Here is a 20,202-nt window from a genome sequence, read left to right on the forward strand (position 1 = left end):
TATGGCGAATATACTACTGGCTGTAACTGGGAGCATTTCTGCCTACAAGGCAGCAGACCTCACCAGTCAATTGACCAAGCTCGGTCACCAGGTAAAGATTCTTATGACTCCTGCAGCTACAGCTTTTATTACCCCTCTAACACTTCAGGTCCTCTCCAAACAAGCTGTCCTGGTAGAGGTCATGACAGAAGACGATCCAAAACAAATCCAACATATTGACTTGGGGAAAGAGGCTGATCTTTTTCTAGTCGCTCCTGCAAGTGCCAATACCATTGCAAAACTTGCCATAGGGCTAGCGGATAATATGGTGACGAGCACAGCTCTAGCCTTGCCTCAAGGAACTAAAAAAATCCTAGCCCCCGCTATGAATACGAAAATGCTGGAACACCCAGCTACCCAACGAAATCTAAAACTTTTACAAGACTACGGCTATCAGATTATTCAACCTCGCCATGCTACTCTGGCTTGTGGCGATCAAGGGTCTGGAGCTTTAGCTTCTATCGAAACCATTCTAACTACTATACAGGAGTCACTTTCATGAAAAAATCTTCATCCATTTCACGCATTGCTATATTTTTCGCGGTAATGATTACCATCCATTTTACAACTTCCTTCATCTTACATTTTGTACCATCAGGTATTCAGCCAACCTTGGTTCATATTCCTGTTGTGATCGCGTCTATCATTTACGGGCCACGAATCGGAGCTACCTTAGGATTGCTTATGGGACTATTTAGTTTAACGATGAATACCCTTGTTTTAACACCTGCAAGCCACCTCTTTAGTCCCTTTGTACCAAACGGAAACTTCTATTCCCTCCTTATTGCAATAGTTCCACGTATCTTGATCGGAATAACACCTTACTATATCTATCAATTAATGCGCAATCGTACCGGGTTAATAACAGCCGGCATTGTCGGATCCATGACCAATACCGTTTTTGTTTTAAGTGGGATTTACTTCTTTTTTGGTAGTCAATTCAAAGGTGGAATCAACGATTTTCTAGCCTTGATTGTGTCTACAAACTCACTTATCGAAGTTATTGCAACGGTTCTGATCACTAGTGCCGTTGTCCCAGCCCTTGAAAAAATAAAATAAACAGTTGAGTAGGGCTATAAAAGCTGATGAAATCAGCGTAGTAGAGCCCACTCGAAAACTGCGTCTTGCTCGACAATCCAAAGACAATTGAGAGGCTAGGACTTTTGTCCCAGCCTCTTTTTTTCTATCCAAAATTCCCCCTTTATTTTTGAAAAGATTTACAATTATCGCTAGAATTTTCTGAAAAAATTTGCTATAATGTAAGCGATTAATTTATAGAAATAAGGAGTTGCACTATGACTTATCAAGAAAACTTCCAAAAATGGGCTGATTTCGCGGACCTACCAGATTACCTTCGTCGTGATTTGGAAAGCATGGATGAAAAAACGAAGGAAGATGCCTTCTACACAAACCTTGAATTCGGTACTGCTGGTATGCGCGGATTGATTGGTGCTGGGACTAACCGCATTAATATCTACGTTGTTCGTCAAGCAACTGAAGGTTTGGCGCGTTTGATCGAATCTAAAGGTGGAAATGAAAAAGAACGTGGTGTAGCCATCGCCTACGATAGCCGTCACTTCTCTCCAGAATTTGCCTTTGAATCAGCAGCCGTTCTTGCAAAACACGGTATTAAATCCTATGTCTTTGAAAGTCTCCGTCCAACTCCAGAACTTTCATTTGCTGTTCGTCACCTAAACTGTTTCGCAGGGATCATGATTACTGCTAGCCACAACCCTGCTCCGTTTAACGGATACAAGGTTTACGGTGAAGATGGTGGTCAAATGCCTCCACACGACGCGGACGCTTTGACAACCTACATCCGTGCCATCGACAATCCATTCGCTGTAGAAGTTGCGGATGTTGAAGCTGAAAAAGCATCTGGTTTGATTGAAGTCATCGGTGAAGCTGTCGATACTGAATACCTCAAAGAAGTAAAAGACGTTAACATCAACCCAGCCTTGATTGAAGAGTTTGGCAAAGACATGAAGATTGTCTACACTCCTCTTCACGGTACTGGTGAAATGTTGGCTCGTCGTGCTCTTGCTCAAGCAGGATTTGACTCTGTTCAAGTCGTTGAAGCTCAAGCAACTCCAGACCCTGACTTCTCAACTGTAAAATCACCAAACCCAGAAAGCCAAGCAGCCTTTGCTCTTGCAGAAGAACTTGGTCGCCAAGTAGGAGCTGATGTTCTTGTGGCAACTGACCCTGACGCTGACCGTGTCGGTGTTGAAGTCCTTCAAAAAGACGGTAGCTACCTTAACCTTTCAGGTAACCAAATCGGTGCTATCATGGCTAAGTACATCTTGGAAGCTCACAAAAATGCTGGCACTCTTCCAGAAAATGCAGCCCTTTGCAAATCTATCGTATCAACTGACTTGGTAACGAAGATTGCTGAAAGCTACGGCGCAACTATGTTTAACGTCTTGACTGGTTTCAAATTCATCGCTGAAAAGATTCAAGAATTCGAAGAAAAACACAATCACACTTACATGATGGGATTTGAAGAAAGCTTCGGTTACTTGATTAAACCATTCGTACGTGATAAAGATGCGATTCAAGCTGTCCTTGTCGTTGCTGAGCTTGCTGCTTACTACCGCTCTCGTGGTTTGACACTTGCTGACGGTATCGAAGAAATCTACAAAGAGTACGGCTACTATGCTGAAAAGACAATCTCTGTTACACTTTCTGGTGTTGACGGTGCTGAGCAAATCAAAGCGATTATGGCGAAATTCCGTGAAAACGGGCCAAAAGAATTTAACTCAACAGAAGTTTCAATCACTGAAGACTTCAAAGCACAAACATCTACTGCTGCTGATGGCACTGTAACAACCTTGACAACTCCTCCAAGTGATGTATTGAAATACACACTTGCTGATGGTTCTTGGATTGCCGTTCGCCCTTCAGGTACAGAACCAAAAATTAAGTTCTACATTGCCGTTGTTGGTGAAAGCAACGAAGATTCTCAAGCTAAAATTGCTAACATCGAAGCTGAAATCAATGCCTTTGTAAAATAAGAAACCACAAAAGATGAGATCAACCAATCTCATCTTTTTTTCGTATCAAAATACAGCATTTTTTCGCCCTTTATGGCATACTAGATTTATAAGAAAGCGAGGTAATCTCATGGAACAATTTTTAGAAGATATTAAAGATCTTGAAGTAACCACTGTTGCGCGTGCGCAAGAAGCCATCGACCAAAAAGAAACAGCAACCTTCTTTATTGGACGCAAGACTTGCCCATATTGCCGAAAGTTCGCTGCTAAATTAGCAACTGTAGTAGCCGAAACTAAAGCTCATATCTACTTCATTAATAGTGAAGAACCAAGTCAACTGGATGCTTTGCAAGTCTTCCGCTCTACCTATGGCATTCCAACTGTTCCTGGATTTTTACATGTCGAAGCCGGTGAAGTTACCGTTCGCTGCGACTCATCCATGTCAGAAGAAGAAATCAAAGCATTCGCTCATCTATAAAAAAAATAGCTAGAGATTATTCTCTAGCTATTTTTCATTTTCTGTAAAAGTCGTCCAAATCTTCTGCTGGGGTTTGGCAAAAGGAAAGGCCGAAAATTCTTCCGGTTTTAACCAAATAGTTGATTCACTGGTTGCTTGTTCTCCTTCTTTTACCAATCCGTACCGAAGTTGAACCTGCCACTTGCGGTGCGAAAAGACATGCTGGACCATGGGATAAGTTCTCTCTTGCCAATCAATGACTAAGTCATAGTCCTGTTCAAAGGAGAGAATCTCTAGATTGCTCTCTGCTTGTTCCTTCTCATCCAGTAGAGACAATTGGCCCAGGTTCTCAGATAGACTATCCACTTCAATCAAGGGAAAATGCCAGAAGCCTGACAAGAGTCCCTCTCGCTCATTTTTTTCCAGCAGGTAGCGCTCTTGACTATCCTTTATAATAAAGGCTGTTAAATAAACGGGTACTGGTTTCTTCTTTGGAGCCTTGATGGGATAGCGATCCATGGTCCCATGCTGATAGGCCGCGCTAAACTCTTTTACAGGACTCTCTTCGGGCCGTGGATTGACTGGTGATTCAATATCTGAGCCCAGATCCATCAAAGCCTGATTGAAATCACCCGGACGCTCTGGATCGATCAAGACTTCCATCATGGCTTGAAAAATCTTACGATTAGTCGGAACTCCGATATCGTAGTCAACCTCAAACAAACGAGCTAAAACCCGCATGACATTGCCATCCACTGCTGGCTCTGGCAAGCCAAAAGCAATACTGGCAATGGCACCAGCTGTATAAGGTCCAATTCCCTTGAGTTTAGAGATAGCCTCATAGCTTGATGGGAAAACACCCCCATGGTCCTCCATGATTTGCTGGGCAGCTTTCTGCATGTTGCGGACCCTCGAGTAATAGCCCAAGCCCTCCCAAGCTTTTAAGAGCTTTTCTTCAGGGGCTTGAGCTAAATCCGCAATGGTCGGAAACCAATCCAAAAAACGCTCATAATAAGGAATAACCGTATCGACACGTGTCTGCTGGAGCATAATCTCTGAAATCCATATTTTATAAGGATCCTGCGTCCGTCTCCAGGGGAGATCCCGTTTATTGGCATCATACCAGGCTAATAACTTTTCTCGGAAAGAGGCAATTTTTTCCTCCTCCCACATGATAATCCCGTAATCTTTTAAATCCATCATATTCCTAGTATACCATAGAATGACTTCTACTTTAGAGATTCTGACTCTACCATAAAAAGGCCTAGGAAATCCCTAAGCCTTTCAATCATTCTTATTGTTCCACAGCTTGAGCTGCTGTGATCAAGGTCAATTTGTAAACGTCATCTGCATTACATCCGCGAGAAAGGTCGTTAACTGGTTTGTTCAACCCTTGCAAAACTGGTCCTACTGCAGCAAAGCCACCGAGACGTTCTGCCATCTTGTACCCAATGTTACCAGCCTCAATACCTGGGAAGATAAAGACATTAGCTTGTCCTGCCACCTTGCTTCCTGGAGCTTTCAATGCTGCTGTTTCTGGTACAAAGGCAGCGTCAAATTGCAATTCCCCATCAATTTCAAGGTCTGGACGAAGTTCATGAGCGATTTTTGTTGCTTCCACAACTTTATCAACACTTTCACCGAAACCAGAACCTTTGGTTGAATAGCTCAACATGGCGATTTTCGGATCGATGCCAAACATCTTGGCTGTGATAGCAGAGTTGATGGCAATTTCAGCCAAACCTTCAGCATCTGGATTGATGTTAATCGCACAGTCTCCAAACAAGTAACGTTCAGAACCACGAACCATGAGGAAGGCACCTGAAGTGCGTTTGACATTTGGACGAGTTTTGATAATTTGAAGGGCTGGACGAACAGTTGCAGCTGTTGAGTGAATCGCACCTGAAACCATACCATCAACGATTCCCAGATGTACCAACATAACACCAAAGTAGTTGACATCGTCTTGCAAAATTTGACGTGCTTCTTCTTCTGTCATTTTACCCTTCCGACGTTCTACCAAGGAAGCTACCATCTCATCAAAGCCTGCGTAAGAATGCGGGTCGATAACTTCGTATCCTTCCAAAACTCCTTCAATTTCAAGGTAAATACGAATCTTATCTGGATTACCAAGCAAGACAGGTGTAACGTCTGTTTCTTTTACAATCCGTTTTGCTGCTTGCAGAATACGAGGCTCTTCCCCTTCTGGTAACACAATACGAGCATTCTTACCAACGAGGTTGGTTTTGAGGCTTTCAAAAACTTCCATGAGTTTCTCCTTTGAAAAAAATTAAATATTTGATAACTGTTTTAAGACTCGGCTAAAATCATCTGGCAGAGAGCTTTCAATTCGGAGCTCCTCTTCCAAAAAAGGATGATAAAAAGCCAAGGAATGGCAATGCAAGGCTTGTCGAAGAATCCCATCTTCTAACGAACCTCCATAGAGATCATCTCCCAAAAGTGGAAAACCAATATGAGAAAAATGAACGCGAATCTGATGGGTCCGGCCTGTATGCAACTGGATATCCACCAGATGAATATCACCAAAAGACTGGACAACTTGGTAGCTGGTATGAGCATACTTGCCACCTTTTGCTACCTTTCGGGTAATAATGGAGTCTTCATCACGCGCAATGGGGGCTATGATATCCCCCTTGCTTTCCAACTTACCCTTGCCCTTTACCAATGCAAAGTAACGTTTTTGAATCGTCTTAGCCTGAAGTTGCTTATCCAAGCGAGCATGGGCATAGCCATGTTTGGCAAAAAGCATGATCCCACTGGTATCCTTGTCTAAACGGGTGACAATATGAACGAGCTGATTTTCATACTGATTGCGAACATAGTAACCCTTGACAAAGTTCGCAATGGTGTTGGAATGAAGGGAGCTAGGAATGGATGCCACTCCTGCTGGTTTGTTGATAACCAAGAAATGATCGTCTTCGTACAAGATTTCCAAATCACGATCAATGGCCTCCAAAGCTTCATAACCTTCCTCAGAGGGAATATCAATCGTTACCTTATCTCCGATATCCAGAAGATAAATGGCATTTTGTTCAACGCCATTGACTAAAATCTGGCCTCCAGAAAACTTGATCTTGGCCAATAAGCCTTTTGAAACCTGATGTTTCTTCAGAAAGGTTTTAACCTTGACATGTTCATCTGCAATAAACTCGAACCTCATTCGTCAATATCTCCGATAAAGGCATCCTTGACCCGATTCCAGAAACTGGTATGGCTTGGGCTCGCTACGAAATTGATCTTGTGGTTATCAATCTGGTACTCGATATGGGCGATATTTCGATAGGAATAGGTTGAATTATCAACAGAGAGAATGTGAAAACCTGGCCGGCTAGGAGTGATTTCAATCTTATCTTTTTTGGGAACAATAATCGATGACCCCAAAGTTCGATAGACACGATTATTCAGACTAGCGATTTCAGCAATCTGAAGCGCTTCGATCGTCGGGTGAAGAACAGCTCCTCCCAAAGATTTGTTATAAGCTGTGCTACCTGTAGGGGTCGAAACCGTAATGCCATCCCCTCTGAATCGCTCAAAATGAACGCCATTGATGGTTAAATCAGCCACCATGGTTCGATCGCTGCGTTTGATTGTCGCTTCGTTAAGAGCTCGCATAATCTTCGTATCCCCATTATCAAAGGTCACTTTGACATTAAGGATTGGGTAAGATACCTTGGCACCTGTATCGAACTTGAGATTTTCTACCAACTTGTCAATCTCATCATCTAAATAGTCCGTATAAAATCCAAGATGACCCGTATGCACTCCAACAAAACGAACCCGATCTAATTGACTCTCGTACTTATGAAAAGCCGAGAGCAACATACCATCCCCACCGATAGAGATCACGATATCCGGATGCTTCTCAGTTAAGATAAAATTATTCTTTTTTAATTTATAACGAAGTTGTTGAAAAACCTCTTCGCTCTGGCGTTTTCGATTCCGAATAATCGAAACCTTTTTACCTGTAGTCCTCATCTGTATCATCACTATTTCCGACGCCATCGTTTAATTTACGATGCATTGGATCAAAAAGAGCTTGCGCCTCCTGAATGGCATCACGAATGGCACCCATTTCCTCATCGAGTTGATAAGCCAAATTCGCGGTGACTTCAAGACGCTTCTTAATCTCGTCCGGAAAATCTCCTTTATATTTGTAATTTAATGAGTGTTCAATGGTAGCCCAGAAATTCATAGACAGAGTACGAATCTGAATCTCTGCCAAAATCGTTTCATAGCCATTAATGGTATCTACTGGATACTCTACCACTACATGATAGCTTCGATACCCACTTGATTTCTTGTGACGAATATAGTCTCGTTCTTGAACCACGCGCATATCCTGACGCTTCCGCAAGACTTCTAGGACTTCGTCTACATCGTCTACAAATTGAACCATGATCCTCAGACCAGCAATATCTTGCATATCTTGAGCCAGGTTCTCTTCAGATATACTTCTGCGTTCCATCTTTTCGAGAATACTCTCAATCGGCTTCACACGACCGGTCACAAACTCGATTGGGGAATGCTTTTGTTGTTTGCGATACTGCTTTCTTATCCCACGAAGTTTAATCTTCAACTCCCCAACTGCTTGGATATAGGGATCTAAAAAATTTTCCCAATCAATCGCCATTGAATCACCTTGTCATCTCAAAGTTTTTTGTATAAAATAAACACATCTATTATTATATCATAAAGAGCTTGCAAACGAAAGGAAAGGACGTAGCTATGAATCATTTAGAAATTGAATTTAAAACCTTATTAACCAAGGAAGAATACCACTCTCTTGAAGATTTTTTCAAGGACCAACCTCCTATCCAACAAACCAATCACTATATCGATACGCCTGACCAAGCTATCCGAAAACATCAGATGGCCTTGCGCATTCGTACCTTAGCAGATCGGGCTGAGCTAACCCTTAAAGTACCGCAAGAAGCAGGACATTTCGAATACAATCAAGCCCTTACATTTGATCAAGTGGGAGCCTTTCTATCCAAGAAAAAACTCCCTCAAGGTGAGATTGCCAGCTTTCTCACTGATTTAGACATTCCTCTAACTTCCTTAGATGTCTGGGGAAGTCTAGAAACAGAGAGACGGGAGAAAAGAATCCCTAAAGGATTATTAGCTTTTGACCGTAGTCGCTATAACTCTATCGAGGACTATGAGTTGGAGATGGAGGTAGATGACGCCTCAGATGAAACTTATTTTCACGAATTTCTCAAGGAAAAACAAATTGAATACAAGCCAGCAAAAAGTAAAGTAGCAAGATTGGCTCAAAGTTTGCTAAAAAGCTGAAATTACTGAATTTTTTTGCTAAAATAAGAGTAGACAAAAATATCTAAATGAGGATCAAACACATGTCAGAAAAAAACAATATGAAGCTCTTCGCACTCAACTCCAACCAAGAAATTGCACAAAAAATTTCGGAAGTTGCTGGCATCCCACTCGGAAAGCTTTCTTCACGTCAATTCTCAGATGGTGAAATCCAAATTAATATCGAAGAAAGTGTGCGTGGATATGATATTTACATCATCCAATCTACTAGCTTCCCAGTGAACAATCACTTAATGGAATTGTTAATCATGGTAGATGCTTGCCAACGAGCAAGTGCCCATACCGTAAACGTGGTCCTTCCATACTTTGGGTATGCTCGTCAAGACCGCACTGCTGCTCCTCGCGAACCAATTACAGCAAAATTAGTTGCCAACATGCTTGTCAAGGCAGGGGTAGACCGTGTTGTAACCCTCGATCTTCATGCGGTTCAAGTACAAGGCTTCTTCGATATCCCAGTAGACAACTTGTTCACGATTCCTCTATTTGCTGATCACTATATCAAACAAGGTTTAACCGGTTCAGATGTAGTGGTTGTCAGCCCTAAAAATTCTGGAGTGAAACGCGCACGCAATCTTGCAGAATATCTAGATGCCCCAATTGCTATCATCGACTACGCCCAAGACGATTCTAGCCGTGACGAGGGCTACATCATCGGGGATGTTAAAGGTAAAAAAGCAATCCTGATCGATGATATTCTAAATACAGGAAAAACCTTCTCTGAGGCTGCAAAAATTGTTCAACGCGACGGCGCCACTGAGATTTATGCCGTTTCTAGTCACGGACTTTTCGTTAAGGGAGCCGCAGACCTACTGGATCAAGCACCGATTAAAGAGATTTTGGTTACAGACTCTGTAGCAACCAAAGAACAAAAACCAAAAAATGTAAAATACATTACTGCAAGTGAATTGATTGGAGATGCCCTTGTTCGTATCCAAGAGCGTAAACCAGTTAGTCCTCTCTTTGCATACCACAAGAAATAAGGTGATGGCGTGATTTATTTTGACAATGCGGCAACCACTCCCCTAAGCCCAGGAGTAATCAAGGTGATGACAGAAACGATGGAAACCAGTTTCGGAAATCCCTCTAGCCTCCACTCCCATGGTCGTCAAGCGAAAAAGATTCTTAGAGACGCTAGGGAATGCGTTGCAACTTGTTTAAAGACCTCTAGTCAACAGATTATCTTCACATCTGGCGGGACCGAAAGCAATAACACAGTTATAAAGGGCTACTGCCTCAAACATAGACAGCAAGGGAAGCATATTATTACCACGGCTATTGAGCACCATGCCGTCCTTGAACCGATTGAGTACTTGGTCCAAGAATATGGATTTGAAGTAACCATCATTCAACCGGTCGATCAAAAAATTCGACCTGAAGATATTCGAGCTGCACTTCGTCCCGATACTATTTTAGTATCCACCATGTATGCCAACAACGAAACGGGTGATCTCTTGCCTATCAAGGCAATTTCTGACCTTTTGAAAGACCATCCTGCTGCTTTCCATGTCGATGCTGTTCAAGCCGTTGGTAAACTTGCTGTAGCCCCTGAAGAGTTAGGAGTTGATTTTCTAACCGCATCAGCCCATAAATTCCACGGGCCTAAAGGAGTTGGTTTTCTCTATGCTAAAAAGCCTGACTTCTTCAATCTCTTACACGGAGGTGACCAAGAAGACAAGCGTCGAGCTAGCACAGAGAACTTGATTTCAATTGCTGGAATGGCTCAAGCCCTCAAAGAAGCAACTGATCAGTTAGACGCAAATTATCAGTATATTCAGCGCTTATCTGATCGTATCCTAACTGGCCTAGAAGATTTAGATTTCTATCTGAATAGCACAGACTCCAAACTTCCTCATGTCTTGAACATTGGCTTCCCTGGTATCAGCAATGATATCTTACTGCTTCGTTTAGATATGGCGGGAATTTCAGTCTCAACTGGCTCGGCTTGTACTGCGGGGACTGTTCAGCCAAGTCACGTCCTTGCAGCTTATTACGGCGAAGATTCACCCCGCTTGAAGGAATCTATTCGCATTAGTTTATCCGAATTCAATACGACTGCTGAAGTCGATACTTATATAACAACTATTCACAAAATTTTAGGAGAATTACATGGCATTTGAAACATCTGTCTCATTACCAAACTGCGATTACACATACGCAATCCATCCAAATATTAAAAAATATACCCTACGCGACAATACCTTTGCACAAACAAAGGTTGGAAACTACGAATTAAATCGTTTGTTAGAAGCTATTCCAAATAGCGGAGATGGCTTTAAGTTAAAAATTATCATCAATAAGGATTTAACAGGATTTAAAATTAACATTACTGACAAGTCAGGCCTTCGTTTGGTAAATATTTTTAAAAATCCAGAAAACAAGATTATCCAACAAAAATTCTACTTCCTCATGGACAGTTTAGTTGAACGTGAAATCTTTGAAAGGATTGAAAACTAATGACCAATGGTCCTGTAGTCCTCACCTATTTGGATGCATACCAAAAGGAACGTCAGGTTAGCTACGACAACATCGATCACTGTCTATTAGCCTTCTCAGGCTGTGTTTCCATTCCAGATTCCTATCAGGTTGTTTCTGTTACCTACAAGGAGCATACCTTACCTTTCACTGGAAAAATCGGTGACTTTTATCGCTATCTGATTCAGTTCGATCAGAGTTTAAGAAATTCCAATTAAGAAAGAAAAACACCATTTTGGTGTTTTTTTAGTAGAAGATAGTTGCTTTTTTCACAAACTTTTTATAAAATAGATTTGAAAGGTTGTGATATTGTGAAACAAGATAAGACTAATCCAATTCCTCGTGCTACTGCCAAACGACTCTCCTTGTATTACCGCATTTTTAAACGCTTTAATGCAGAGAAAATCGAGCGAGCAAATTCAAAACAGATTGCTGAAGCCATCGGGATTGATTCCGCAACTGTTCGTCGAGACTTCTCCTACTTTGGAGAGCTTGGACGACGTGGTTTTGGTTATGATGTCAAAAAGTTAATGAACTTCTTTGCTGATCTCTTGAATGATAACTCCATCACCAATGTTGCTATCGTCGGGATTGGAAATATGGGGAGTGCCCTTCTTCACTATCGCTTCCATGAGCGAAACAAAATGAAAATTGTCATGGCATTTGATACGGATGATCATGAGTTAGTCGGCACTAAAAGTAAAGATGGTATTCCGATTTACGGCATCTCCACACTAAAAGAAAAACTTGAGGGACAAGAGATTCAAACAGCCATTTTAACCGTTCCAAGTGTAAAATCTCAAGAAGTTGCAGATTTACTAGTTGAAGCTGGTATCAAGGGAATCCTTAGCTTTTCTCCAGTCCACTTAACAGTTCCAAAAGATGTGGTAGTCCAATATGTCGACCTAACCAGTGAACTGCAAACCCTTCTCTACTTTATGCGCAAAAATTCATGATAAGCAAAGAGGCTGGGACAAAAGTCCTAGCCTCTCAATTGTCCTTGGATTATCGAGCAAGACGCAGTGGTTGAGTGGGCTCTACTACGCTGATTTTATCAGCTTTTACAGCCCTACTCAACTGTGCGGAGGTGGGACGACGAAATCGAATTCTAACGAATTACCGATTTCTGTCCCACTCTCTTTTTCTATACCAATAAATCTGTTTCTTCCCGGTAGCTATAGTAATCATCAGTTGAGACAATCAGATGGTCCAATAAAACAATTCCTAGACAATTGCAGGCTTCAATCATTTGTTGGGTAACGCCATCATCATTCTTGCTAGGATGAATGACCCCGGACGGGTGGTTGTGAACCAAGATTAAGGATGTCGCCATATGCTTGATGGCATAGTGCAAGATTTCCCTCGGTTCTGCAATGCTACGATTGACTGTTCCGATAAAGATCACTTGCTGATGGATAATTTGATTTTGGGTATTCAGATACAAGGCCAGTAAATGCTCCTGTTTCTCATGGCCTATTTTTTGTTGCATCATTTTTGCCAGCTTCTGACTACTCATGATTTGTTCCGTTTCAATCACTTCAGAAGTCTGTATTCGTTTCCCTAGTTCAATAGCAGCTAACAGCTCAATGGCCTTAACTTTCCCAATTCCTGGAACTTCCTTTAACTCCTGAAAACTCATACTAGCCAGTTCTTTTAAATTCTTTAGTGAGCCCAGCAGGTCCTGAGCGATCTCGTAGACTGGTTTATTTTTGTTCCCCGTCCGTAATAAGATGGACAGCAATTCTTGATGACTGAGCTTATCAGGTCCTTCTGTTAGCAAACGTTCTCTAGGTAAGAGACCTGATTCTTGAAATACAATATGATACATAAAAAACCTCCTCAATTAATAATTCGCAATTGAGGAGGAAAAAGGACGATTCTGTATAAATTAAATTGGACAAACTACTTCTCTTAAGTTTTCAAGAATTCGAGTTTCTTCATTTGAGAAGTTAATTTTATAGCACTCTTGCACTTGTTCCAAAGACGCAAGAAATTGACGAATTTCGTATCGAATTAAGTGTTCTTGATCATCAGGAAGGTTTTCAATGGTTTCGAAGACCTGTTCAACTTCGTAGATCCCCTTGGTAATGAGACCTGTTTTGGGGAAATCATTGACCAGTAAGCCATAGAAGTTTCTTAACAAAGTATAGATATCTTCTGTGCACATTTGGTTCCTCCAAGTTTCTTTCTATCACTCTTCTATTATAAAATAGAAAGCATGCAAAAATATGTCAGTCAGGTAACATTTTATGACTATCCTCTTACAAGTTGGCAGAAAATTAACAGAAAAAAAGGGGGCAGGGACCTCTTTTCAGATTGAAAACAAAGTAATTTAAAAAACTTTCCTTAGGTGAGTACGGACGTCAGCGAACTTCGTAGAAGTTCCGTGACTAATTATTGAGTCTCTTCGCTCTTTAATTTCTTGGCTCAGGCTAAAACAGTTCCCCAAACTGTTTTACTCTCAATAATTCCGAGTGCCTGAATTAACAGTGTTTCAGGCACTTTTCTCACATCGGAAAGTTTTTCTTCTTCTTAAATGAGTAAAAATAAAAGTCATTTTTTGAAAATCATCCAGCTGTTTTATGTAACATAACAATTTGTCTACATTCAAAAAAGAGGTCAAGGACCTCTCTTTTTAAGTTGATTATAATTGCATTTGATTATAAGATTTTGTGAAAGCTTCCAGTATATCATTTGGTGCTTTTGAGTAATCTACTGAAGTTTCCAAAGTACCTTTTACAATCGTACGATAAGTTGCTGCGGCATCCTCACAGGTCACCAAGGTAATTTCATTAACCCCTTCACGATCTGCAATAACATCGACCCGATCTGGTGTCACTGTCTCAACAGAATTAATGACATAGGTATAGACCTTTTCCTTATCAGTGATATAGATTTTCATTCCAGCTTTGGCATGTTCTAATGGGGAAAAGAGCATTTCATTTGCCCCTGTTAAACCAAAGACATGGTGACTAGCCAAGGAGTAATTCCTTTGCCCCATAACCTGGTCCTCTTTCATGGTACCTGCCCCATAATAGAGTCCCACATTATCTAAGCCTTTAAAAATCGGAAGGTTCATCTTTAACTCAGGAATTGCTATCCCCCCAATAACAGGCAACTTCTGCGCCTGCCACTGGGCATTGATAACAGATTCTGTAGAAAGCGATTTGACTTCTTTAAAATCAAAGCTAGTCTTGGCATCTTTATTCTTATCGATGGTCTTTTTCGATACCTTGTTGACTTGATACTGATTGGTATGCCACACCATGATCATGTTCCGAATCGGAGCATTAAAGATCAAGGCAATAGACAAAAGGATTAGTAAGGTAGCAAAGATATTAATCAAGCGATTGCGTAAGCTTGTTTTCTTCTTTTTTCTTCTTGAAGCCATTATTTATCCTACCCTTCACTTTCAGTTTCAGTCTCTGACTCATCTTTTTCGTCAGCTTGAACCGTTGTAAAGGTTACGATTTGGGCATCTTGATCCAGACGCATCACTTTCACACCCATGGTCGAACGTCCAGTTTGAGAAATATTGGCGACGCTGGTACGAATCATGACACCTGTATTGGTGATAATCATCAAATCCTCATCTCCTTTGACAGTCATGAGACCGGCCAGAGGACCATTCTTATCAACCACATTAGCAGTTTTAATCCCTTTACCACCACGTCCTTTTGTTGGATACTCATCAGCACGCGTTCGTTTACCGTACCCCTTTTCAGTGATGATCAATACTTCATCTTGATCTGTAATCACACTTGCACCGACCACTTGGTCGCCTGGACGGAGGTTGACACCTCGAACCCCAGTTGCCGAGCGACCCATGTTCCGTACAACAGACTCTTTGAAGCGAACAGAATAACCAAATTTGGTCCCGATGATTACGTCCGTATTTCCATCGGTTAGGAAGACGTTAATCAGCTCATCCTCGTCTTTAAGGTTAAGAGCTTTCAAGCCATTTTGACGAATATTAGCAAACTCAGCTACACTGGTCCGTTTTACCAAACCTGAGCGGGTTGTAAAGAAGAGATAGGCGTCTTCACTACGATCCTGAGCGACGTTAATAATGGTCTGAATGGATTCTCCGTCATCTAACTTGAGCAAGTTGACAATTGGAAGTCCCTTAGCTGTACGGCCGTATTCAGGGATTTCATAGCCTTTCAGACGGTAAACCCGTCCCTTATTGGTAAAGAAGAGCAAACGATCATGGGTGCTGGTAGAAACCAATTCACGGACAAAGTCATCATCTTTGACCCCTGTACCTTGAACACCACGTCCCCCACGTTTTTGAGCAGTAAATTCATCTTGATCCAATCGCTTGATGTAGCCCTTGTTAGAGAGAGTGATCAAAACATTGCTTTCTTCGATCAAATCTTCGTCTTCTAGTGAAAGAACTTCTCCTACCATCAATTCTGTCCGACGTGGATCTCCAAACTTCCGTTTGACCTCGTCCAATTCTTCCTTGATAATCGCAACTACACGCTCTGGCTTGGCTAAAATATCAGCAAGATCAGCAATCAAGGCAACGAGATCATCGTATTCGCTTTGAATCTTGTCACGTTCCAAACCAGTCAAACGACGAAGACGCATATCCAAGATAGCTTGGCTTTGACGCTCAGAAAGCTTGAACTTACTCATCAATTCTGCTTGTGCTTCTGCATCTGTCTGGCTATTACGGATGATTTTAATCACTTCATCGATGTGATCAAGAGCAATTAAGAGTCCTTCCAAGATATGGGCACGTGCTTCTGCCTTCTCTTTATCAAAGATGGTCCGACGAGTCACCACTTCTTTTTGGTGCTCAATATAAGATCCCAAAATCTCACGAAGAGAGAGAATCTTAGGAACACCATTTTGAATAGCCAACATGTTGAAACCAAAGTTGGTTTGCATTTGGGTCATCTTGAAGAGGTTGTTTAAGATAACATTAGCTGAGGCATCACGGCGCACTTCGATGACGAAACGAACCCCTTCCCGGTTAGACTCATCCCGAACTGCTGTGATCCCATCGATTCGTTTTTCTTGAACCAAACGAACGATATGCTCATGCACTTTGGTCTTGTTGACCATATAAGGAAATTCAGTGACGACAATGCGTTCACGGCCTGTCTTGGTCTCTTCAATTTCCGTCCGAGACCGTAAGACAATTGAACCTTTTCCTGTTTCATAGGCCTTATGAATACCTGATTTGCCCATGACCAAGGCCCCTGTTGGGAAATCTGGTCCAGGAAGCACCTCCATCAGCTCACGTGTGGTCACATCAGGATTGTCCATCATTAGCTTGACAGCATCAATAGACTCACCGAGGTTGTGTGGAGGGATATTTGTCGCCATCCCTACCGCAATCCCTGTAGCCCCATTGACTAACAAGTTAGGGAAGCGAGCTGGAAGGACGTTTGGTTCGCGTTCACTGGCATCATAGTTATCTGTGAAATCAACTGTATTCTTGTTGATATCCCGAAGCATTTCAAGAGCAATCTTGCTCATACGAGCTTCTGTATACCGTTGGGCCGCGGCTCCATCACCATCCATTGAACCAAAGTTCCCATGCCCATCTACGAGCATGTAACGATAGCTCCACCATTGAGCCATCCGAACCATAGCCTCATAAATAGAAGAGTCCCCGTGTGGATGGTATTTACCCATAACATCCCCAGTAATACGGGCAGATTTCTTATGTGGTTTATCTGGTGTAACCCCAAGTTCATTCATTCCATAAAGGATCCGACGATGAACTGGCTTTAAACCATCTCGCACGTCAGGAAGAGCCCGAGACACGATAACACTCATAGCGTAATCGATGAAACTGGTCTTCATTTCAGATGTTAAGTTAACATCAACTAAGTTATTATCCTGCATTAAAACAATGCCTCTCTTTAATTAATTCATCATACTATTATAACACATTTAGCACTTTTTTTCTCCTTCTGAACACAAGAGAAAAAACGTTTACATCGTCCAAATTAGGCGTAAAACCGTGACAAAGAAAAGTAAAAGTGGTAGAATAAATGCGAATGGGGAAACCCCAAAAAATAGAAGGAGACGTTTAGAATAATGACATTAACTAAACAACATAAAAAAGTTATCCTTGTTGGTGACGGCGCTGTAGGTTCATCTTATGCTTTCGCACTTGTTACTCAAGGTATCGCACAAGAATTAGGTATCATCGAAATCCCTCAATTGTTTGAAAAAGCGGTTGGTGATGCTGAAGACCTTAGCCACGCACTTGCCTTCACTTCTCCTAAGAAGATTTATGCTGCTAAGTACGAAGACTGTGCGGATGCTGACCTCGTTGTTATTACTGCGGGTGCTCCTCAAAAACCAGGTGAAACTCGTCTTGACCTTGTTGGTAAAAACCTTGCCATCAACAAATCAATCGTTGAACAAGTTGTTGCTTCTGGTTTCGACGGTATCTTCCTTGTTGCTGCTAACCCAGTTGACGTTTTGACTTACTCAACTTGGAAATTCTCAGGTTTCCCTAAAGAACGTGTTATCGGTTCAGGTACTTCACTTGACTCAGCTCGTTTCCGTCAAGCACTTGCTGAAAAAATCGGCGTTGATGCTCGTTCAGTTCACGCCTACATCATGGGTGAACACGGTGACTCTGAGTTTGCTGTTTGGTCACACGCTAACGTTGCCGGTGTAAAATTGGAACAATGGTTGCAAGCTAACCGTGACTTGGATGAAGCTGACCTTGTAGATCTCTTCATCTCTGTACGTGATGCTGCTTACTCAATCATCAACAAGAAAGGGGCTACTTACTACGGTATCGCCGTTGCCCTTGCACGTATTACTCGTGCCATCCTTGATGATGAAAATGCTGTACTTCCACTTTCAGTCTTCCAAGAAGGACAATACGGAGTTGAGAACGTCTTTATCGGTCAACCAGCGATCGTTGGTGCTCACGGTATCGTTCGTCCAGTAAACATCCCATTGAACGACGCTGAAACACAAAAAATGCAAGCATCTGCAAAAGAATTGCAAGCAATTATCGATGAAGCATGGAAGAACCCAGAATTCCAAGCAGCTTCTAAAAACTAAACAAAACATTAAACACCATGTCTTAGGACATGGTGTTTTCTTGATCTCATTATTATGAAATCCTAGAGAGCCCTGAGAGCCCAATCCTGCTCTTAAAAACTCACTGCTATCTTTCTTCATCCAAAAACAAAAAAAGAGAGCCTCAAGGCTCTCCTATCGTCATCCACCCTGAGAGAATCGAACTCCCATCTCAAGAACCGGAATCTTACGTGATATCCATTACACTAAGGGTGGCAACTATGATAGTATATCAAAAAATCGATCATTTTACAAGTAAAAAAAGCTTGCCTAAGCAAGCTTTTTATGTTGATTACAATTCAATATCACCAAACAAGTCAGCCATTGAGAATCCAGTTTGAGTTTCTGGAAGTTCAAAGTCACGTTTTTCTTGTTTTGGACGACGTGGACGTTGTTGACGTTTTTCTTGTTTTTCGCCTTCTTCTTGAGCTGGACGTTCTTCAAGAGCTTTGATAGAAAGTGATACACGTTCATCAGCAGCATTTACTTCAAGAACTTTAACAGTTACTTCTTGTCCAACTTTAAGAACATCTTTTGGATTTTCAACACGTTTGTGTGAAATTTGTGAGATGTGTACAAGTCCATCGATACCTGGCAATACTTCAACGAATGCACCGAAGTCAGTCAAACGTTTAACAGTACCTTCAATGACATCACCAGCAGCCAATTTTTGTTCTACGCCATCCCATGGTCCAGGTGTTGTAGCTTTCAATGAAAGTGATACGCGACCTTCTTCTTCGTTCAAGTCAAGGACTTTCACTTCGATTTCTTCACCAACAGTTACAACTGATTTAGGTGAAACGTTGCGTTCGTGTGACAATTCAGTCAAGTGAACCAATCCATCAACACCACCAAGGTCGATGAAAGCACCGAAGCTAGTGATACGAGCAACTTTACCAGTTACAACGTCACCAACATTCAATTTACCGAATACTTCAGCGCGAGCTGCAGCTGATGCAGCTTCAACAACTTCACGACGAGAAAGGATGAAGCGGTTTTCTTTTGCGTCAACTTCTTTGATTTTAGCATCAAATTCTTGACCTACGAAACGTTCAGTGTTACGTACAAAACGAGTATCAAGCATTGAAGCTGGAATAAATCCACGAAGTCCTTCAAATTCTACTGAAAGTCCGCCTTTAACAGCGCGAGTTCCTTTAACAGTAACAACTTCTTCTTCACGTCCGACCAATTTGTCCCATGCTTTGCGAGCTTCCAAACGTTTTTTAGATACAAGGTAAGTTACTGTATCAGTATCTTTACCAACTACTTGACGAAGAACAAGCAATTCAAGTGTTTCACCTGGTTTAACCAAGTCATTGATGTCAGCATCACGATCGTTTGTCAATTCGCGAAGAGTCAAGACACCTTCGACACCAGTTCCAGAGATTGCAACGTTAGCTTGTGTAGCGTCAACTGTCAAAACTTCAGCAGTAACAACATCACCTGGCTCAACTTGGCTAACACTGTTTAGCAAATCTTCAAATTCATTCATCTAAAAAATCCTCCAACAATCAAGTTTTCTAAACTTGACATACTTATAATTATTTTTCCTAAGCAAGCACTCGCAACGAAATCAAAATGATCTACAACGACTTCTTCATATAAAGAAATAAAATACCTGAGTAGATATTTTACCACCTTATCTGATATTACCTAGAACTGGGGTAGCTGGATTCGAACCAACGCATGAGGGAGTCAAAGTCCCTTGCCTTACCGCTTGGCTATACCCCAAAAGTGAAATGGAGAGAGAGGGATTCGAACCCCCGAACCCGAAGGAGCGGATTTACAGTCCGCCGCGTTTAGCCTCTTCGCTATCTCTCCAAGCAA

At 41.7% G+C, this 20,202-nt stretch carries 21 protein-coding genes and 3 tRNA genes; 11 read left to right on the top strand and 13 right to left on the bottom strand.

What is annotated here, in order from left to right:
* The first annotated feature begins 1 nt into the window (after position 1).
* The 4 genes from coaC (at position 2) to EAI95_RS02360 (ending at position 3,510) form a co-directional block, all read left to right on the top strand.
* Complete coding sequence (coaC, locus tag EAI95_RS02345) at positions 2-541, top strand: phosphopantothenoylcysteine decarboxylase (RefSeq protein WP_048715950.1); 540 nt, start codon at positions 2-4, stop codon at positions 539-541.
* Positions 538-1,098, top strand: coding sequence for an ECF transporter S component (locus tag EAI95_RS02350; protein ID WP_129269106.1), 561 nt, complete (start codon positions 538-540; stop codon positions 1,096-1,098). The genes coaC and EAI95_RS02350 overlap by 4 nt, the downstream gene beginning before the upstream one ends.
* 236 nt (positions 1,099-1,334) lie before the next feature.
* A complete protein-coding gene (locus EAI95_RS02355; protein ID WP_048715947.1) occupies positions 1,335-3,053 on the top strand; it encodes a phospho-sugar mutase in 1,719 nt (572 codons plus the stop codon).
* A 109-nt stretch (positions 3,054-3,162) separates the two neighbouring features.
* On the top strand, positions 3,163-3,510 hold the full coding sequence (locus EAI95_RS02360; protein WP_048715945.1) for a thiol reductase thioredoxin: 348 nt from the start codon (positions 3,163-3,165) through the stop codon (positions 3,508-3,510).
* A 27-nt stretch (positions 3,511-3,537) separates the two neighbouring features.
* Here the strand turns inward: EAI95_RS02360 and mutY are convergent, their stop codons facing one another.
* The 5 genes from mutY to EAI95_RS02385 all read right to left on the bottom strand — a co-directional run bounded on the left by mutY (position 3,538) and on the right by EAI95_RS02385 (position 8,140).
* A complete protein-coding gene (gene mutY / locus EAI95_RS02365) occupies positions 3,538-4,692 on the bottom strand; it encodes an A/G-specific adenine glycosylase (RefSeq protein WP_048715943.1) in 1,155 nt (384 codons plus the stop codon).
* 91 nt (positions 4,693-4,783) lie between these two features.
* Positions 4,784-5,758, bottom strand: coding sequence for a phosphate acetyltransferase (pta, locus tag EAI95_RS02370; protein ID WP_023023173.1), 975 nt, complete (start codon positions 5,756-5,758; stop codon positions 4,784-4,786).
* Positions 5,759-5,779: 21 nt separating this feature from the next.
* Positions 5,780-6,670: an RluA family pseudouridine synthase gene (locus EAI95_RS02375; protein WP_048715941.1), complete on the bottom strand. Its 891-nt coding sequence runs from the start codon at positions 6,668-6,670 to the stop codon at positions 5,780-5,782.
* Positions 6,667-7,485, bottom strand: coding sequence for an NAD kinase (locus tag EAI95_RS02380; protein ID WP_281281320.1), 819 nt, complete (start codon positions 7,483-7,485; stop codon positions 6,667-6,669). Before EAI95_RS02380 ends, EAI95_RS02375 begins: the two co-directional genes overlap by 4 nt.
* Positions 7,469-8,140: a GTP pyrophosphokinase family protein gene (locus EAI95_RS02385; RefSeq protein ID WP_048690012.1), complete on the bottom strand. Its 672-nt coding sequence runs from the start codon at positions 8,138-8,140 to the stop codon at positions 7,469-7,471. The genes EAI95_RS02380 and EAI95_RS02385 overlap by 17 nt, the downstream gene beginning before the upstream one ends.
* Before the next feature lie 95 nt (positions 8,141-8,235).
* Here EAI95_RS02385 and EAI95_RS02390 point away from each other — a divergent pair, with 95 nt between their 5' ends.
* From EAI95_RS02390 to EAI95_RS02415, 6 genes are all read left to right on the top strand, one after another.
* Positions 8,236-8,802, top strand: a complete 567-nt coding sequence (locus tag EAI95_RS02390; RefSeq protein ID WP_129822077.1) for a CYTH domain-containing protein — start codon at positions 8,236-8,238, stop codon at positions 8,800-8,802.
* A gap of 62 nt (positions 8,803-8,864) precedes the next feature.
* On the top strand, positions 8,865-9,821 hold the full coding sequence (locus EAI95_RS02395; protein ID WP_129822078.1) for a ribose-phosphate diphosphokinase: 957 nt from the start codon (positions 8,865-8,867) through the stop codon (positions 9,819-9,821).
* 9 nt (positions 9,822-9,830) lie between these two features.
* Positions 9,831-10,958 carry a cysteine desulfurase family protein gene (locus tag EAI95_RS02400; protein ID WP_129822079.1) on the top strand — a complete coding sequence of 376 codons (1,128 nt, stop codon included), beginning with the start codon at positions 9,831-9,833 and terminating at the stop codon, positions 10,956-10,958.
* Entirely contained in the window at positions 10,948-11,295 is a 348-nt protein-coding gene (locus tag EAI95_RS02405) for a DUF1831 domain-containing protein (RefSeq protein ID WP_129822080.1), read from the top strand. Before EAI95_RS02400 ends, EAI95_RS02405 begins: the two co-directional genes overlap by 11 nt.
* Positions 11,295-11,531: a DUF4649 family protein gene (locus EAI95_RS02410; RefSeq protein ID WP_129822081.1), complete on the top strand. Its 237-nt coding sequence runs from the start codon at positions 11,295-11,297 to the stop codon at positions 11,529-11,531. The genes EAI95_RS02405 and EAI95_RS02410 overlap by 1 nt, the downstream gene beginning before the upstream one ends.
* Positions 11,532-11,624: 93 nt before the next feature.
* Positions 11,625-12,269, top strand: a complete 645-nt coding sequence (locus EAI95_RS02415) for a redox-sensing transcriptional repressor Rex (protein ID WP_129822082.1) — start codon at positions 11,625-11,627, stop codon at positions 12,267-12,269.
* A gap of 188 nt (positions 12,270-12,457) precedes the next feature.
* Here EAI95_RS02415 and radC read toward each other — a convergent pair whose 3' ends face one another.
* The 4 genes from radC to gyrA all read right to left on the bottom strand — a co-directional run bounded on the left by radC (position 12,458) and on the right by gyrA (position 17,175).
* Positions 12,458-13,141, bottom strand: a complete 684-nt coding sequence (gene radC, locus EAI95_RS02425; protein ID WP_129822083.1) for a DNA repair protein RadC — start codon at positions 13,139-13,141, stop codon at positions 12,458-12,460.
* A 60-nt stretch (positions 13,142-13,201) separates the two neighbouring features.
* The gene (locus EAI95_RS02430) at positions 13,202-13,480 is read right to left on the bottom strand and encodes a porphobilinogen deaminase (RefSeq protein ID WP_129269090.1); all 279 of its coding nucleotides are present in this window, start codon (positions 13,478-13,480) and stop codon (positions 13,202-13,204) included.
* A 477-nt stretch (positions 13,481-13,957) separates the two neighbouring features.
* Positions 13,958-14,704: a class A sortase gene (locus EAI95_RS02435; RefSeq protein WP_129822084.1), complete on the bottom strand. Its 747-nt coding sequence runs from the start codon at positions 14,702-14,704 to the stop codon at positions 13,958-13,960.
* An 8-nt stretch (positions 14,705-14,712) separates the two neighbouring features.
* Complete coding sequence (gene gyrA, locus EAI95_RS02440) at positions 14,713-17,175, bottom strand: DNA gyrase subunit A (protein WP_129822085.1); 2,463 nt, start codon at positions 17,173-17,175, stop codon at positions 14,713-14,715.
* Between the two features lie 195 nt (positions 17,176-17,370).
* Here gyrA and EAI95_RS02445 point away from each other — a divergent pair, with 195 nt between their 5' ends.
* On the top strand, positions 17,371-18,357 hold the full coding sequence (locus tag EAI95_RS02445) for an L-lactate dehydrogenase (protein WP_061563935.1): 987 nt from the start codon (positions 17,371-17,373) through the stop codon (positions 18,355-18,357).
* Between the two features lie 162 nt (positions 18,358-18,519).
* Here EAI95_RS02445 and EAI95_RS02450 read toward each other — a convergent pair.
* The 4 genes from EAI95_RS02450 to EAI95_RS02465 all read right to left on the bottom strand — a co-directional run bounded on the left by EAI95_RS02450 (position 18,520) and on the right by EAI95_RS02465 (position 20,196).
* A tRNA-Arg gene (locus EAI95_RS02450) sits at positions 18,520-18,591 on the bottom strand.
* Positions 18,592-18,667: 76 nt separating this feature from the next.
* The gene (gene rpsA, locus EAI95_RS02455; RefSeq protein ID WP_006596419.1) at positions 18,668-19,867 is read right to left on the bottom strand and encodes a 30S ribosomal protein S1; all 1,200 of its coding nucleotides are present in this window, start codon (positions 19,865-19,867) and stop codon (positions 18,668-18,670) included.
* A gap of 167 nt (positions 19,868-20,034) precedes the next feature.
* Positions 20,035-20,106: transfer RNA gene (locus EAI95_RS02460), tRNA-Gln, on the bottom strand.
* A 9-nt stretch (positions 20,107-20,115) separates the two neighbouring features.
* Positions 20,116-20,196 (bottom strand) — tRNA-Tyr (locus tag EAI95_RS02465).
* Positions 20,197-20,202: the final 6 nt, after the last annotated feature.

Origin of the sequence: Streptococcus sp. bf_0095, assembly GCF_004166885.1 — a bacterium.
Classification (GTDB): domain Bacteria; phylum Bacillota; class Bacilli; order Lactobacillales; family Streptococcaceae; genus Streptococcus.